The sequence below is a fragment of the Streptomyces sp. SYP-A7185 genome (genome assembly GCF_046103685.1).
GTDB lineage: Bacteria > Actinomycetota > Actinomycetes > Streptomycetales > Streptomycetaceae > Streptomyces.
Genome location: NZ_CP122310.1, coordinates 4,004,407 through 4,019,018 on the forward strand (window position 1 = coordinate 4,004,407; position 14,612 = coordinate 4,019,018).

Here is a 14,612-nt window from a genome sequence, read left to right on the forward strand (position 1 = left end):
AACCTCGCGAGGAAGGTCTGTCGCTGGTTGTGTTCGTCATATCCGTTCCTCCGTCGTCCTACTGCTCACTCGAAGTCGGAGATGCGCCGGGCACGAAGACCGAGTTCCCGGCGATGGCCGCCACCAAGGCCGCCAGCTCACGCACCTGATGTGGATCGAGGCAGGTGCCGATGACCAGAAGGCCTTTGCCCCCTTCGGGCGGGCACGCCAACGCACCCGCCAGCCCGGTCCTCACTCCGGAGGGAATCTCTTCGCCCCAGCCCCTCGGAACGGGAAAGGAGGGCTGGGACAGAAACCCGAACCCGATCCCCATCTCCGTGGTGAAGCGTTCGACATACGCCACTTTGTCCTTGAACTGCGCATCGAACACCCTGGACATCAGCTCACCGAGGTCCACCTCGGCCGGAGTTGGCGGAACAGCGACGACTCCCGCCTGGACCTGCCAGACGGCCTGCTCCCCGCTGCTGGGAAGCGGCGCCGTGATCACGCCGTACATGAGCGCACCATCGGCGAGGTAGCGCTCATGGCACTCCATCAAGCCGTCGACGAACTTCTCCCGGCGGTCTGCCGGAGTGTTCGGGTAGGTGAGGCGGACCAGCTCCGCACATCGGACCCGAGTCGCTTCCCTGTCGGACCCGTCGGCCAGGAGATCGAACCAGTCAGGAGGAACGAAGAGATCCACCTGCCCCGGCTCAACCCCCGTGCCGTCGTCACTCTTGGCGCTCAATGGGAAACCGCCGGCTTCTGCGTCAAGGCACCGAAGTCCCACTTGAAGATCTCACCGACCGTCTCGATGCCGTCACCTCCGCCTTCTGCCGTCAGTGCGTGACCTGCCCAGGTCACGCCGAAGCTGGCAGTGCGTGAGACGAATTCATCCTGTCCCATGACGTAGCCGGCACCGGGTGCGTTCTTGGCGAGTTGAAATATCCCGTACGGAAGTTGTTGCGCCGGCCCGATGAGTTGAGGGACGGTTCGCATCGGACCGCCCGACAGTTGTGCAGCGGCCAGGACACTGTCCCCCATTTTCGCACCCAGTTTCCCGACGCCGAACCCCACGGCATCCATGATGACGTCCTTGGTCAGAAGCGCCCTACCGAAACTTCCGGTCGTGCCGACCGCGGAAAGGTAGTGAGCCCCCAGCGCGACGCCCGCGAGGGGAAGAGAGACCGCGGCCATGAACTGGAGCCCAGGGATGAGCGCCAGAAGCCCCGTGACGGCGCTGAGCAATCCGGCGATGTCTCCGATGAGGTCCAACAGAGGCGCGAACTCGCCGAGCAACTCGATGAGTTGGTCGTGCGCCCAGGCAAGGGCATCACCGACCTTGTCGAGCACGTCCCCGATGAAATCGCCAAGGCTCTCCCAGAATCCTGGCTCATTGGGCGCGATGTCGATGGCGTTCTTCAGACGCTTGGCGGCGTTCCGGCCTTCCTCTTCATAAGCAGCATGAAGCGTACGGGCCCGCTTGCGCACTTCTTCGACCGGGTCGGATTCCTCGGCGTTCGTGCCGTTCGAGGACTTACGGGCTCCGCCGTCAGGGCCGCCTTCCCTCTTGCCGTCCCTCTCAGCCTTCTTCTGGTCGACGGCGCTCTTCGCCTCCGCAGCCTCGCGTTCGAGACCACGGGCGACCTTCTGCTTGTCCTTCATGTAGTCGGCCCAGCCCTGGACGACCCCCTTCGCTCCGTCGAAGGAGTCAAAGGCGTCCTCGACCTTCGGGCGAAATTCGTCGTCCAGCAACTCACGGAAGCCAATGGCCGCTTTCCCGCGCCAGTCCCCACCGTCGGCGCCGCGGAGTACTCTCCTGATCTCCCCCAGCGCCTTGGCCGCTTCACTGATCGAGTCGGCAACTTTTTCCACGGCGTCGTGCTGCCCGGGGCAGGGGACGAACTCCAAGGCGGGAAAATCATCGATCGTGGGGGCGCTCATTTCTTGTTCGCCGCCTTCGAGAGCGCGGCGGCCAGATCCTGGTCCAGTTTTTCGAAAGACCTCTCAATGTGACCCAGGGTCTTCGCCGCCCCTTTGGAGAACTTCCGCAACTGCCCGATGCCGTACTCCCACTCTTCGCCGAAATCTTCCATACGGCGCTCGAGGTCTTTGGTGCCCATGGCTTTGGCGTCGATGTCGGCCATGGCTCGTATGGGCTTACCGAGGAGATCTTCGATGTTCTTCAAGTTGCGTCGCACCCGATTGAGCATCTCGCCGTCGATGTACAGGTCGCCCACCGGCGCTCCTCCCGAAATGCCTCAGCGGTTGATGGACTGGATTTCCTCGGCCGTGACGTGGCGGTTTCCGCCGAACTCGCCGGGCGGGAGGTCGCCGCCCTCGCCGTTGGTGCTGGTCCAGCTGATGTTCCACGTGAGGGTCGCCCGGAGGTCGTACGAACCGTCACCGGAGGACCGCAGATACCGCACGCCGCAGGGCGGTGGCGTGTCTGCGGGGGTTCCCTTGGCGCGGGGGGAGCCGATCCTGCCGTGCTGGATGGGGCACTCTCCGGAAGCGGGGTACGTCTCGGCATCCGCCGTGCCCGGGTCGATCGAGAGGGACGCGGGTACGGCGGTGGCCGTCGCGGAGAGCCCCGATCCCGGGATGCTCGCGGTGACGGAGATCTTCTTGAACTTCGCCTTGTCCAGCCAGGCCCAGGTCGGGAGGTTGACCTTCGTCGCCCCCTCGGGCGCCATCGCGATCTCGGTGCCGGGGACGGGCAATTCGTCGTAGGCGTACTCGGCGAGGATCTTGGGCGAGACCGCCAGCGGCTCCTTGGGGGTCTCGCCCTCGGGGACCCAGAAGGGGAGCTTGTCGCAGGAGTTGGCCTCGGGGTCGTCCTTGCGCTTCTCGTTGACGGCCGCCGCCCAGAACTGTCCCTCGCCCTGCTTGCCGAGGTTGTAGTTCTTGTAGGGGTGGCCTTCCTTGAAGTACGCGTCGAACGCCCCGCCCACGAAGTCACCGACCCCGAAGACCTTCATCTGCCGGATCGCCTTGACGGCGGCCTGGATCTGCTTCGGGGAGTACGCGGGCTCGTACCAGCAGGCGGGCGGATCCCAGTTGCCGGCGGCGGGGGTCAGGGTGCCGGTTCTTGCCGACCGGGGGCTGCTCTCGACCGCCGTCTGGATCTTCGTCTCGACGGAGAGGTTCTGGTCCTGACGACCGCCCTTCGCCTGCGGCGCCCCCACCTCCGCCTGGTTGCCACCACCGGCATGGGCGACGCTCGGCGTCATGGCCACGACCAGCGCGAGAAGGGGTACGGACCGTCGGCTCAACCCGCGAGGGATCACGGCATGCACCGCTTCGCCGCCGTCGTGGTCAACACGCTCGTCGTCTGCCAGACGCCGTCCGCGTTCTTCTCCAGACGAGTGTTGTAGAAGGAGTAATCCTGGTCGGACGCCTCGATCGACTTGTCGACCTTTCCGGTCTCGCGATCCTTGGGGTACGTCTTGGTGGCGTCCATGCAGTACGTCACCGCGGCAGCGCCGCCCTTGAGGAACGTGACCTGCCGGTCGTAGTACCGCGTCGTGCCGACGAAGCTCTTGCCTTTCTCGGAGAACCCCTGAACGTGGTTCGCCGCGGACAGCAGCGCATCCCCGGACGAATAGAACTTCAGCGCCGGGTGGCTCTTCGCCTCCACTGTGACCGCCTCAGTCACCGAACTGATCCGCCGCGCGTTGTCCGCGAGGATCGCGTCCTTCTTCGCGTCACCCGTCCCGCTGCCCTCAAAGACGTCCTTGACGTCAGCCGGCAGCTTGATCTTCGGGCGGTTGATTCCGTCGTCAGGTGTCGTCGGGGACGGCGACTCTCTCTTCTCGCTGCCGGTCCCGGCACCCGCGATCTTGTCGTTGCCCTTGGAGCCGCCCTCATCCCCTCCGCAGGCAGAGAGCGACAGGACCGCGGCAGCAGTCAGGGCGGCCGCTGCGAGCAGGGAGGGTCGGCGATTCACGGTCAGCTCCTGATGGGACGAGGGTTCTCTGGAGTGAACCAAGCTATCCATCAGGAGCGGGGCGGCGCCAAGTCGCGTCAAGCCGCCGACACGGCGCCAACGGGGCATAGGGGGGCGTAGCAGGTCTTCTCCCGCGCTCCCTGGCGTTCGGTGATCGCTCAGTGCTTCCCTGCGCTCGCCAACAGGGAGGGGTCTCACGCCTCTTCGCTCTTTGACTCCGCGAAGAGGCGTGACCCCAGCACCCCCGCGGCGCCCCCGGCTCAGCCCAGGTGGGTGTCTCCCAGTGCGACCAGCAGCCTTCGCAGAGCACCGTGCAGGGCCTTGCGGTCCTCCTGTGACAGGGGGGACAGCATGCGTTCCTCGTTGGCCACGTGGTCCACCACCGCGCGGTCTACCAGGTCCCGGCCCGCCTCCGTCAGGCGGACGCGGATCGCGCGGCGGTCGGCCGGGTCCGGGTGGCGTTCGATGAAGCCCTTGCGTTCCAGCTTGTCGAGGCGGTTGGTGATGGCGCCCGAGGTCACCATGGCCGTCTTCAGGAGACCGCCCGCCGTCAGTTCGTGCGGGGCGCCCACCCTCCGCAGGGTGGCGAGCACGTCGAACTCCGCGAACTCCAGGCCGTGTTCCGCGAAGACGGGCTTCATCCCCTTGCTCAGGAGGTGATCCGCCCGCTTGATGCGGCCCACCAAGGCCATCGCGTCCAGGCTCGCCTCGTCGATGTCCGGGCGCTCGCGGTGCCACTGGGCCCGCAGTTCGTCGATCGCGTCGGTGGAGGCGGTGCCGGCCGTGGAGGCGGCGCCGGCCGTGGAGGCGGCGCCGGCCGTGGAGGCGGTGTCGGCCGTGGGGTCCGTCATGTGCTTGCTTCCCTCCTCGCCAGGCCCGCCCGATCGAATCTCTCAACATTGAGATACTTGACGTTCGCAGACCCGGGGTTCATATTTACCTCAACGTTGAGAATAACAGCGTTGAGCAGAATCCTGGGAACCTTGGGGGAGCAATGAACGCCGGCCACACGTCCGTTCGCAGCAGCCGGAACGGCATCCTCAGCCGTGCCACCGAGTCCGCCGCGCCTCAGCCGGTCCGTCCCGGGCGGGCCGCCGCCCTCGGTGTCGCCGCGCTCGCCGCCGTCGGGCCCGCCACCTGGGGCACCACCTACGTCACCACCACCGAACTGCTGCCCCCCGACCGCCCCTTGCTCGCCGCGGCCCTGCGTGCGCTGCCCGCCGGGCTCATCCTGCTCGCCCTCACCCGGCGGCTGCCCAGCGGTGACTGGTGGTGGAAGGCCGGAGTCCTGGGGCTGCTCAACTTCGGGGCCTTCTTCCCCCTGCTCTTCTTCGGCGCCTACCACCTGCCCGGCGGCGTCGCCTCGACCATCAGCGCCGTCATGCCGCTGCTCGTCGCCGGGTTCGGGATCGGCGTCCTGAAGGTGCGGCCCACGCGGCGTACGTTGCTCGCCGGGCTCGTCGGCGTCGCCGGTGTCGGGCTGCTCGTCCTGCGCGGCAGCGCCTCCTTCGACCTCGCGGGCATCGCGGCCATGCTGGTCGCCACCACGCTGATGGCCCTCGCCGTCGTGCTCAGCAAGCGCTGGGGCCGGCCCGAAGGCGTCTCGCTGCTCGCGCTCACCGGATGGCAACTCACCGCGGGCGGGCTCGTCCTGGCCCCCATCGCGCTCTCCTTCGAGGGGCTGCCCGGGCACCTCACCGGGGCCAACCTCGTCGGGTACGCCTACCTCGGCGTCATCGGCACCGCCATCGCGTACGCCCTCTGGTTCCGCGGCATCGAGCGGCTGCCGGCCTCGTCCGTCTCGTTCCTGGGGCTGACCAACCCCGTCGTCGCCACCCTCGCCGGGCTGCTCGTCCTGGGGCAGACCCTCACCCCCTGGCAGGTGGGCGGGCTCGTGCTCGTCGTGGTCAGTGTCGTGGTCGGACAGGGGCGGCGACGGCCCGCCACGCGGCACCCGTGACGCACCGGCGCCTCAGCCCCGGTGCGCGCCGCCCCGTGACTGCGGGGCGGCGCGCCGGGGCCTTGCCCCGCCGGACCCGCCCCTCCCGCCGTTCCCGGGGGTCTTCCCGCTCTTGCCGCTCTTCCCGCTCGCTCCGTTCGGCCACAGTCTCGGGCTCCGCTTGGCCGCGAAGTCCTCGATCCAGCCGACCGCCATCACCATCAGCCCGATCAGCGGCCAGACCAGGACCGTCATCCACACCATGTACGTCGAGTCCAGCGCCGAGCTCCACCGCTCGTCCTCCATGAACGGCAGGTCGTACGCCATGTCGATGATCGGCACCGTGGCCATGATCAGCAGGTTGTGCCAGAGGTAGATCGTCACCGCCCGGTTGTTGGAGAGGGTGATGAGCTTGTCCCAGCGCTTCAGGCGGCCCGGCAGCTCCTGCCACGACGGCGAGTACTGGAAGAGGATGACGACGAAGCCGAAGGACCACGCCGCCTGGGCCAGCGGGATGTCGTTCAGGTCCCAGCCGTCCGGGCCCAGGTGACCCGAGGCCCACCACAGGCCGAAGGCCATGATCAGGGCCGAGACCGACACCGCCACGTACCGCGGGACCCGGGCCAGTACCCCCTCCTGGTGGGCGAAGCCCAGCACCCAGCAGCTGCCGTACACGGCGAAGTCCGACACCGCGTTGCCCGTCTCACCGGGGATCTTGACGATCTCCGTGGCGAGGACCGCCGTCAGGGCCAGCGGCGCGAACAGCGTGGCCCACGGCACCCGGCGGAACGCCCACAGCAGGAGCGGCGAGGCGATCACGAACCACAGGTACGCGCGGATGTACCAGAGGGGGCCCGCCGCCTGGGCGGGCCAGGTGTCCTCCAGGAGGCCCGCCTTGTCCCCGATGTGCCAGGGGAAGGGCGGGGCGCCGATCGGGAACACGTAGTTGAGCATGCTGACCAGGCCCCAGGTGCCCCCGTGGTCCGGGTCCTTGGTGACGTTCCAGCCGCCGTAGAAGAGGAGGAACAGCGCCACCGCGCTGAACGCCCACATGGGCGGCAGCAGTCGGCGTATGCGGCCCCTGATCACGCCCCACGCGGGGCGCTTCAGGGAGCGCGCCATCAGCGCGCCCGCGAGCGCGAACATCACGCCCATGGAGGGGAAGATGATCGTCAGCCAGGCCCAGCCGAACAGGTGGTAGATGACGACGCGGACCAGGGCGAGCGAGCGCAGGACGTCGAAGTAGCGGTCGCGGCCCGGCTTCTTGGGCGCGGCCTGGGCCGCCGGGGCGACCGGAGGCGCCGCCGGAGCCCCGGGCCCGTAGGTCTCCCCGGGAGCCCCGTACGGATAAGGCGCCGGCACCTGCGGCAGCGGCTGCGTGGGATGGGTCATGCGACCGGCCTCCGATCAGGGCTGCCCGTCCGCTGCTGCGGAATCGAGGGCGGGGTTCCGAGGACTCCCGTGCGCCGGAGCTTCTGCCAGCGCAGGCGGCCTCCGGTCAGGGCGGTGATCCAGGACTGCAGCAGCACGACGTACATCAGCTGCCGGTAGAGGATCTGCTGGAGAGGCAGCGAGATCAGGTGGGTCATGCGCTCGCGGTCGAGCCGGAAGGCGTACGCCGCGCACACCGCCTGGACGGCGAGCACGCCGAGCCACGCGACGATCGTCTTCTGCGTGGGGCCGAACACGAGGCCGTAGAGAAGGAAGACGTCGATCAGGGGGGCCAGGAGCGGCGCCAGGACCATGAACAGCGACACCAGCGGCATGCCCACCCGGCCGAAGCGGCCCGAAGGCCCCGACTCGATCACCGAGCGGCGGTGCTTCCAGATGGCCTGCATGGTGCCGTACGACCAGCGGTAGCGCTGCGACCAGAGCTGCTGCACCGTCTCGGGCGCCTCGGTCCAGGCGCGCGCCTTCTCGGCGTACACCACGCGCCAGCCGTCACGGTGCATCGCCATCGTGATGTCGGTGTCCTCGGCGAGCGTGTCGTCGCTCATGCCGCCGACCCGCTCCAGGGCCGAGCGCCGGAAGGCTCCCACGGCGCCGGGGATGGTCGGCATGCAGCCGAGCATGTCGTACATCCGGCGGTCGAGGTTGAAGCCCATCACGTACTCGATGTGCTGCCAGGCGCCGATCAGCGAGTCCCTGTTGCCGACCTTCGCGTTGCCCGCGACGGCGCCCACGCGCGGGTCGCCGAAGGGCTGCACCAGCTCGCGCACGGTGGACTGCTCGAAGACCGTGTCGCCGTCCATCATCACGATGAGGTCGTACCGCGCGTTGGCTATGCCGCGGTTGAGCGCCGCGGGCTTGCCCGCGTTCTGCTGGCGCACGACCCGGACGTTCGGCAGGCGCAGGCCCTCGACGATCAGCGCGGTGCCGTCCGACGAGCCGTCGTCGATGACGATGATCTCGATGGGGTGGTCGCTCGTCATGAGGGAACGGACCGTGGCCTCGATGCACTTGGCCTCGTTGTAGGCGGGCACGAGGACCGACACCGGTTCGGTGAGGTCGGGGCCCCAGCGGAAGCCCCGCTTGCGCACCTTGCGCGCGTGCACCGCGGAGAGCAGCAGCATCATGCCGAACCGGAGCATCACCAGGGAGCCGATGATGGCGAGCGCGACGACGAGTACGCCGGTGATCTTCTCCGAGGCACCGACCAGGAAGACCCAGGCCTTGCCCTTCCACAGGTCGAGGCCCGTGACCGGCGCGTGCGCGCTGGGGGCGTCCAGGGCCTCGGTGAGGTTCGTGAAGCGGTAGCCCTTGTCCTGGAGGCCGGGCAGGAAGGTGTCGAGCGCGGCCACCGTCTGCGAGCGGTCGCCTCCGGAGTCGTGCATCAGGACGATGGCGCCGTTGCCGTTCTTGGGGGTGGCCCGGCGGATGATCTCGGCGACGCCGGGGCGCTTCCAGTCCTCGCTGTCGGTGTTGTTGACGACGGTGAGGTAACCGCGGCTGCCGATGTACTTCGTCACCGGCCAGGACTTGTTGTCCATGGCGTCGGAGAACGAGGAGTACGGCGGGCGGAAGAGGGAGGTGCGGATGCCGGCCGCGCCCGCGAGGGCGAGCTGGTTCTGCGACAGCTCCCAGTCGATGCGGTCGGGTGACTGGTACGACAGGTCGGGGTGGTTGAACGTGTGCAGGCCCACCTCGTGGCCCTCGTCCACCATGCGTTCGACGAGGTCGGGGTAGCGCGAGGCCATCGTGCCGGTGACGAAGAAGACGCCGTGCGCGTGGTGCTTCTTCAGGACGTCGAGGACCTTGGGGGTCCACTCCGGGTCCGGGCCGTCGTCGAAGGTCAGCACGAGCCGGTGCCGGGGAACGCTCAGCGTGTCCTCGTGGCCGCCGCGGGTGTCGATGACCGGGCCGCCCTCGAGGACCTTCTCCGGGACCTTGCCGGTGCCCGCGGGCGGGCGCACGCGGTGGTCGGCGAGGATCTCGCTGTGGGTGTAGCCGCGGAGCATGAGCATCGCCATCAGGGCGACGAGGAGGAGCAGGGGCAGCAGATAGCGCAGGGGGATTCTGCGCCGCCTGGCGCCGCGGACGGGCTGCGCGCGGCGCCGGCCGCCTCCGCCGCCCCGGGGCTGGGCGTGACTGTTACGGGGGCCGGCGGACCGGCCCCTGTTGGTGCGGGAGTTCATCGCTGTGCGCCCTCCGAGGGCTGCTGGCCTGCGGCTCGCGGGGACGAATAACCGACCGTCTGGGCGCGCTGCGGGGACTGTGGGTCGGCGGCGGGCTGCACCACGGGGACCTCGCCGCCGCCCGCACCGCCCGGGTCGCCGGTCGACGGGTCCGGGGTAGGCGTGGTGGGGTCGTCCGTCGGGTCCGGGTCCGGGTCGGGCTTGGTCGGATCGTCCGTCGGGTCGGGCTTGCCGCCGCCGGTGGGGTCGGGGTCGGGCTTGCTTCCGCCGTCCGTGGGGTCGGGGTCGGGCGTCTTGCCCGGCTTGGTCGTGCCGCCGTCGGGCTCGGACGGGTCGGCGGAGTCCTCGTCACCGGTCGCGGGAGCGGTGGAGCCGCTCTCCGAGGCGTCGGGCGACGGGGTCGTGCCGGTGGAGGCGGAGGGGTCGAGGGAGTCGGCCGGGCCGTCGGGTGAGTCCACCCTGCTGGCCGGCTTCTCGTCCTTGGCGTCGATCGGCAGCCAGGGCGCGCTGGAGTTGCCCGAGAGCAGGGTGCCCACGATGATCATCGCGTAGACGGCGCAGGCTATGCCGACGAGTACGCCTATCCGGCGATACCTCCGGACGCGGCGGCCCGTCTCGTCGACGAAAACCGGCCCGTCGGGCGCGTCCTGGTCGTGCTCGGCGGCAAGCTCCGCCAGCTGTCGCCCCACCCCGTCGATCTGAACGGTGACCTCGTTCGGATCATGGGTATGTTCCGGTAGGGCATCTTCTCGCCAATTCTCCATGCGCACGCACAACCCCCACATAACCTGACTCGGGCGCGCAAGACTCCGGGCAACTTGCCGTCGGGCCGGGCCCCCACCCGGCCCGAGCGCCCCCCTATCACACAGCGCCCGGACCATGAATGTAGCGCACGGCAGTGACAGTCGTACTAATCCGTCAGTCCAGCCTCATCATGATGAGTGCATCCGTGGCCGGAACCCAGCCGTCTTCGGGCCTGCGCAGCCACCCCTCGGCGGCGGCGAGCTCGGCCGCTGCCTCGCGCAGGGCGTCGACTCCCGGATGTGTGAGCCCTTTTCTCCACACGATCGACACAGGCGACAGCGGAACGGGGTCGATCAGGGGCCGCAGGACCGATTCGGGCATGGCCGGAAAGTCCACCGCCGTGAGGACGGGGGTGCGGTTCTTGGCCATGATCCGTCCGAACTCCTCGGGCCCGATCGCCAGGGGCGCGGGCGCCGCGACCTCGACACCGCGTCCCTCGAAAAGGCGATGCGCGAGGTCGGTCCACTCCAGTGTCCGGGGGTTTCCCGCCCCGGCGTAGACGCTCTCCCCCGCCAGCGCGCCGAGCGGCACCGCGTCGAGCCCGGCCAGGGGATGGCCCAGCGGCAGCAGGACCGCCATCGGCTCGAAGCGCACCGGCTGCTGGGACAGCCGCGCCCGCAGCGCGGGTTCCAGCCCGGCGTAGCGTCCGAAGGACACGTCGAGCCGGCCGGCCAGCATCTCGGCGGCGGCCCCGGTGAGCCCGCTCTCGAAGCGGGCCATCAGCTCGCAGTCCGGGGCCAGTTCGCGGGCCCGCTCCAGGATGCGCCCGCTGATGAGCCCGGGGCTGTTCAGGTCCACGAGCAGCGGGCGGGCCGCGCTCCCGGCTCCCGTGCCGCGCGCGAAGGCCGCCGCCAGGTCGTCCTGCGCCTCCAGGATCCGCCGCGCGTACGACAGCAGCCGCTCGCCCTCCGCGGTCGGCGTGACCTGCCGGGTCGTCCGCACGAACAGCTCGGCGCCCAGCTCGCGCTCCAGGCGGCGCACGTCACGGCTGAGGGCCTGCTGGGCGACGTACAGCCGGGCGGCGGCCCGTGTGAAGTGCCGTTCCTCGAAGACGGCCACGAAGGCGCGCAGGAGGCGGGGCTCCAGGTCGCGGGGCAGGGGCGCCCCGGGACCACGGGGTACGCGGGGCTCGACCGTCACCCCGGGAACTTACAACGGGGGTGCGTGAGTCGGGCCCCAGAAGGTGTTGGACCTCACACCAGGGCCCCGGTGAAGCTGATCCCCATGCCGCCCGCCGAACCCACCCCACTCAGTGACCTCAAGACACCCACCGAGCCCATGCGTTCCGACGACCTCACGCCACCTGCCGACCTCTCATGCGCCGACGGCCTCATCCGACCCACCGACCTCATGCTCTCCGCCGACCCCACACCACCCACCAAGCCCATACGTTCCGCCGACCCCACACCCCCCACCAATCCCCCCACACCCCACCCACAGTCCCGCAACCCCTACGCCCGCCTCTTCCGCATCCCCGGCGCCACCGCCTTCACCGTCGGCAACCTCGTCGCCCGCCTCCCCATGGGCATGTTCAGCGTGAGCGCCGTCATCATGATCGCGGGAGCGCGTGGTTCGTACGCGCTCGCCGGTGCCGTCACCGCGACGGGCCTCGCCGCGACCGCCGTCGTGGCGCCCTGGACGGCACGCCTCGTCGACCGGCACGGCCAGGCGCGGATCGCCGTCCCGGCCACCGTCGTCGCCGCGCTCGGCTCGCTCGCGCTGCTGCTCTGCGTGCACTACGGGGCGCCCGACTGGACCCTGTTCGCCGCGTACGCCGCGACGGCCACCACCCCGAACACCGGCGGCATGTCCCGGGCCCGCTGGGCGCACCTCCTGAAGGGCGACGACCGGGCCCTGCACACCGCCAACTCCTTCGAGCAGGCGGCGGACGAGCTGTGCTTCATGCTCGGCCCCGTCCTCGCGGCCTTCCTGTGCGGGGCGCTCTTCCCGGAGGCGGGCACCCTCATCGGGGTGGTGCTGCTCCTGACCGGCGTCCTGCTCTTCGCCTCCCGGCGCGAGACGGAACCGCCGCCCCGGGGATCCGCGGGCGTCAAGGAGAAATCGCCCCTCCGCGCGCGCGGGATGCCGGCTTTGCTCGTCACCTTCCTCGCCACCGGTGCCGTCTTCGGCTCGATGGAGGTCGTGACGATCGCCTACGCCGACGCGCAGGGCCACAAGGCCGCCGCGGGCGCGATCCTCGCGCTCCAGGCCGCGGGCTCCTGCGCGGCGGGGCTCCTCTACGGAACCCTCAAGCCGAGCGGCCCGCTGCCCAGGCGCCACATCCTGTGCGTCACCGCGATGGCGGCCCTGATGGCGCTGCCGCTCCTGGCCGCCACGCTCACCGGCTCGCTCCTGGTGCTCGCCGGGGCGCTCCTCGTCGCCGGCATGGCGACGGCCCCGACGATGGTCACCGGCATGGGCCTGGTCCAGCGGCACACCCCCGAGGGCCGGTTGAACGAGGGCATGACCCTCGCCGTCACCGGTCTCCTCGGGGGCATCGCCTGCGGCGCCGCGAGCGGAGGCTGGGCGGTGGAGCACCTGAGCCCCGCCCGGGGTTACGCGGTCCCGCTCGCCGCCGCGTGCTGCGCGCTGCTGCTCAGCATCGCGCGGGCTTGCGCCACGAGCACTCCAGGTCCCCGCTCGGCCCGGCCTGGCGCTCGGAGCGCGGCCTGACCGGCTCGGCCTTGTCCGCGGTCGACTTGGCGAGCGTCACGACGATCGCGTCCTCCAGGGCCTTCACCGACGAGGGCAGGTAGTTGTTCAGGATGATGCTGAACACCAGTTCACGCCCGTCCGCGTCCTTCACGTACCCCGAAAGAGCGGACGCCCCGGTCAACGACCCCGTCTTCGCCCGTACGTTGAGTGCCGCCGGAGTCCCGCACATCCGGGTGCGCAGGGTACCGCCGACGAACTTGTCCGGGGCGCAGGCGACCGGCAGGGACTTGTACCAGTCGGCGTACCAGGGCTCGCCCTTCGCCGAGAGCAGCAGCTTGATCAGCTGGTCGGCGGGGGCGTTGTTCTTGCGCGAGAGCCCGGAGCCGTCGACCTGGCGGATCTTGCCGGGGTCGACGCCGGCCGTCTTCAAGTAGGCGCTGACGGCGGCGAGTCCGTCCGGCCAGCTGCCGGGCCGCCCGGTCGCCTCGTACCCCATGGTCTTCGTGAGGTTCTCCGCGTGCATGTTGTTGGAGAGCTTCATGAAGGGGATCATCAGCTCCCTCAGCGGCATGGACTCGTGCGAGGCGAGCCGCCGTGCGCCCTCGGGGGTGGCGAGCCCGGCCTTGGTGGGCCCGCTGACGCGCACCCCGTGCGCCTTCAGCGCGTCCCGGAAGATCGCGGCCGCGTAGCCGGTCGGCTCCCAGACGGTGATCCACTCCTTGGTGGCGGAACCGCCCACGGGGACGGTGCCGGTGACCGTGATCGTGTTGGTGCCGTGCTCCCGCTCGACGGTGAGCGTGTCCGCGCCGCCCGCGGGGACGGTCCTCGCGCTGATGTCGACGTCCACGTAGTCCGTCTTGGGGGTCAGCGTCACCTTCGGCTTGTCCCCGGCCCGCGCGCCGGGCGCGGCCTCGACGATGACCGTGCCGGTGTCGTAGTCGGTGTCCGGGGCGACGCTCAGCGCGGAGATCTGGGCGGCGTAGTACGCGAATTCGTCGTCGCCCGCCCAGGTGTCGCCGATGCGCTTGTCGTCGAACCGGGTGTCGTCCGCGACAAGGCGCCCCGAGACCCGCCGGACGCCCGCATCGGCGATCTTCGCGGCGAGTCCGTCGTAGTCCTTCGCCAGGGTGGTCGGGTCGCCGGTGCCGCGCAGATAGAGGTCGCCGGCAAGGACGCGGCCCTTCTGCCTGCCGTCGGTGAGCACGTCGGTGGTGAAGCGGTGGTCGGGGCCGAGCCGCTCCATGGCCGCCGTCGACGTCAGGAGCTTGGTGTTGGACGCGGGCATCAGGCGCCCGCTGGGCAGGTGTTGGTAGAGGACGTCGCCGGACGCGGCGTCGGCGACGACGACGCTCGCCGCGCCGCCCTCCATCCGGGGGTCGCCGAGGATGGTGTCGATGGCTTCGGGCAGGCCGCTGCGGTCGGAGTCCGCCCCGGCCGGCGAGCTGACGGAGAGGGTGGCCGCCGCGACACCGAGCACGGCGGGCCAGATCCAGTGGCGCATACGGGCGTTGACGCGTCTCACGGGTCTACTCATGACCCAGCAGCATCCCCGACTCCCCCGCCGGACGACAGCCCCCACACCGGCCATGTCCGGCACCGGGCGCATCGACCGGCCCCGGGCCCACGGACCGAGCGGACCGCCGGGGGCCGG

13 protein-coding genes are annotated in these 14,612 nt (G+C 70.1%); 2 read left to right on the forward strand and 11 right to left on the reverse strand.

Annotation, left to right across the window (positions count from 1 at the left end):
* Positions 1-58: 58 nt before the first annotated feature.
* The 6 genes from QBL25_RS17565 to QBL25_RS17590 form a co-directional block, all read right to left on the reverse strand.
* Positions 59-727 (reverse strand): hypothetical protein, encoded by a 669-nt coding sequence (locus tag QBL25_RS17565; protein ID WP_409057978.1) that lies wholly within the window; start codon positions 725-727, stop codon positions 59-61.
* A complete protein-coding gene (locus tag QBL25_RS17570) occupies positions 724-1,923 on the reverse strand; it encodes a putative T7SS-secreted protein (RefSeq protein ID WP_409057979.1) in 1,200 nt (399 codons plus the stop codon). The genes QBL25_RS17565 and QBL25_RS17570 overlap by 4 nt, the downstream gene beginning before the upstream one ends.
* Complete coding sequence (locus tag QBL25_RS17575) at positions 1,920-2,219, reverse strand: hypothetical protein (protein ID WP_409057980.1); 300 nt, start codon at positions 2,217-2,219, stop codon at positions 1,920-1,922. The genes QBL25_RS17570 and QBL25_RS17575 overlap by 4 nt, the downstream gene beginning before the upstream one ends.
* Positions 2,220-2,240: 21 nt before the next feature.
* On the reverse strand, positions 2,241-3,212 hold the full coding sequence (locus QBL25_RS17580) for a hypothetical protein (RefSeq protein WP_409057981.1): 972 nt from the start codon (positions 3,210-3,212) through the stop codon (positions 2,241-2,243).
* Positions 3,213-3,265: 53 nt separating this feature from the next.
* Complete coding sequence (locus tag QBL25_RS17585; protein ID WP_409057982.1) at positions 3,266-3,928, reverse strand: hypothetical protein; 663 nt, start codon at positions 3,926-3,928, stop codon at positions 3,266-3,268.
* 260 nt (positions 3,929-4,188) lie between these two features.
* Positions 4,189-4,779, reverse strand: a complete 591-nt coding sequence (locus QBL25_RS17590; RefSeq protein WP_409057983.1) for a MarR family winged helix-turn-helix transcriptional regulator — start codon at positions 4,777-4,779, stop codon at positions 4,189-4,191.
* Positions 4,780-4,922: 143 nt separating this feature from the next.
* Here QBL25_RS17590 and QBL25_RS17595 point away from each other — a divergent pair, with 143 nt between their 5' ends.
* Positions 4,923-5,888, forward strand: coding sequence for an EamA family transporter (locus tag QBL25_RS17595; protein WP_409057984.1), 966 nt, complete (start codon positions 4,923-4,925; stop codon positions 5,886-5,888).
* Between the two features lie 12 nt (positions 5,889-5,900).
* Here the strand turns inward: QBL25_RS17595 and QBL25_RS17600 are convergent, their stop codons facing one another.
* The 4 genes from QBL25_RS17600 to QBL25_RS17615 all read right to left on the reverse strand — a co-directional run bounded on the left by QBL25_RS17600 (position 5,901) and on the right by QBL25_RS17615 (position 11,446).
* Positions 5,901-7,259 (reverse strand): acyltransferase family protein, encoded by a 1,359-nt coding sequence (locus QBL25_RS17600; protein ID WP_409057985.1) that lies wholly within the window; start codon positions 7,257-7,259, stop codon positions 5,901-5,903.
* Positions 7,256-9,502, reverse strand: a complete 2,247-nt coding sequence (locus tag QBL25_RS17605) for a glycosyltransferase (protein ID WP_409057986.1) — start codon at positions 9,500-9,502, stop codon at positions 7,256-7,258. The genes QBL25_RS17600 and QBL25_RS17605 overlap by 4 nt, the downstream gene beginning before the upstream one ends.
* Positions 9,499-10,191: a hypothetical protein gene (locus QBL25_RS17610; RefSeq protein WP_409057987.1), complete on the reverse strand. Its 693-nt coding sequence runs from the start codon at positions 10,189-10,191 to the stop codon at positions 9,499-9,501. The genes QBL25_RS17605 and QBL25_RS17610 overlap by 4 nt, the downstream gene beginning before the upstream one ends.
* 229 nt (positions 10,192-10,420) lie before the next feature.
* Complete coding sequence (locus tag QBL25_RS17615; RefSeq protein ID WP_409057988.1) at positions 10,421-11,446, reverse strand: LysR family transcriptional regulator; 1,026 nt, start codon at positions 11,444-11,446, stop codon at positions 10,421-10,423.
* Between the two features lie 84 nt (positions 11,447-11,530).
* On the opposite strand from QBL25_RS17615, the gene QBL25_RS17620 reads away from it, so the two are divergent.
* A complete protein-coding gene (locus QBL25_RS17620; protein ID WP_409057989.1) occupies positions 11,531-12,979 on the forward strand; it encodes an MFS transporter in 1,449 nt (482 codons plus the stop codon).
* Here QBL25_RS17620 and dacB read toward each other — a convergent pair.
* Complete coding sequence (dacB, locus tag QBL25_RS17625; protein ID WP_409057990.1) at positions 12,903-14,495, reverse strand: D-alanyl-D-alanine carboxypeptidase/D-alanyl-D-alanine-endopeptidase; 1,593 nt, start codon at positions 14,493-14,495, stop codon at positions 12,903-12,905. The genes QBL25_RS17620 and dacB overlap by 77 nt on opposite strands.
* Positions 14,496-14,612: the final 117 nt, after the last annotated feature.

Bases quoted from the DNA above. Each gene is read 5' to 3' on its own strand.
- QBL25_RS17605 (WP_409057986.1), bottom strand. From the start codon at position 9,502: ATGAACTCCCGCACCAACAGGGGCCGGTCCGCCGGCCCCCGTAACAGT.
- dacB (WP_409057990.1), bottom strand. From the start codon at position 14,495: ATGAGTAGACCCGTGAGACGCGTCAACGCCCGTATGCGCCACTGGATC.
- QBL25_RS17580 (WP_409057981.1), bottom strand. From the start codon at position 3,212: ATGACGCCGAGCGTCGCCCATGCCGGTGGTGGCAACCAGGCGGAGGTG.
- QBL25_RS17600 (WP_409057985.1), bottom strand. From the start codon at position 7,259: ATGACCCATCCCACGCAGCCGCTGCCGCAGGTGCCGGCGCCTTATCCG.
- QBL25_RS17570 (WP_409057979.1), bottom strand. From the start codon at position 1,923: ATGAGCGCCCCCACGATCGATGATTTTCCCGCCTTGGAGTTCGTCCCC.
- QBL25_RS17590 (WP_409057983.1), bottom strand. From the start codon at position 4,779: ATGACGGACCCCACGGCCGACACCGCCTCCACGGCCGGCGCCGCCTCC.
- QBL25_RS17620 (WP_409057989.1), top strand. From the start codon at position 11,531: ATGCCGCCCGCCGAACCCACCCCACTCAGTGACCTCAAGACACCCACC.
- QBL25_RS17595 (WP_409057984.1), top strand. From the start codon at position 4,923: ATGAACGCCGGCCACACGTCCGTTCGCAGCAGCCGGAACGGCATCCTC.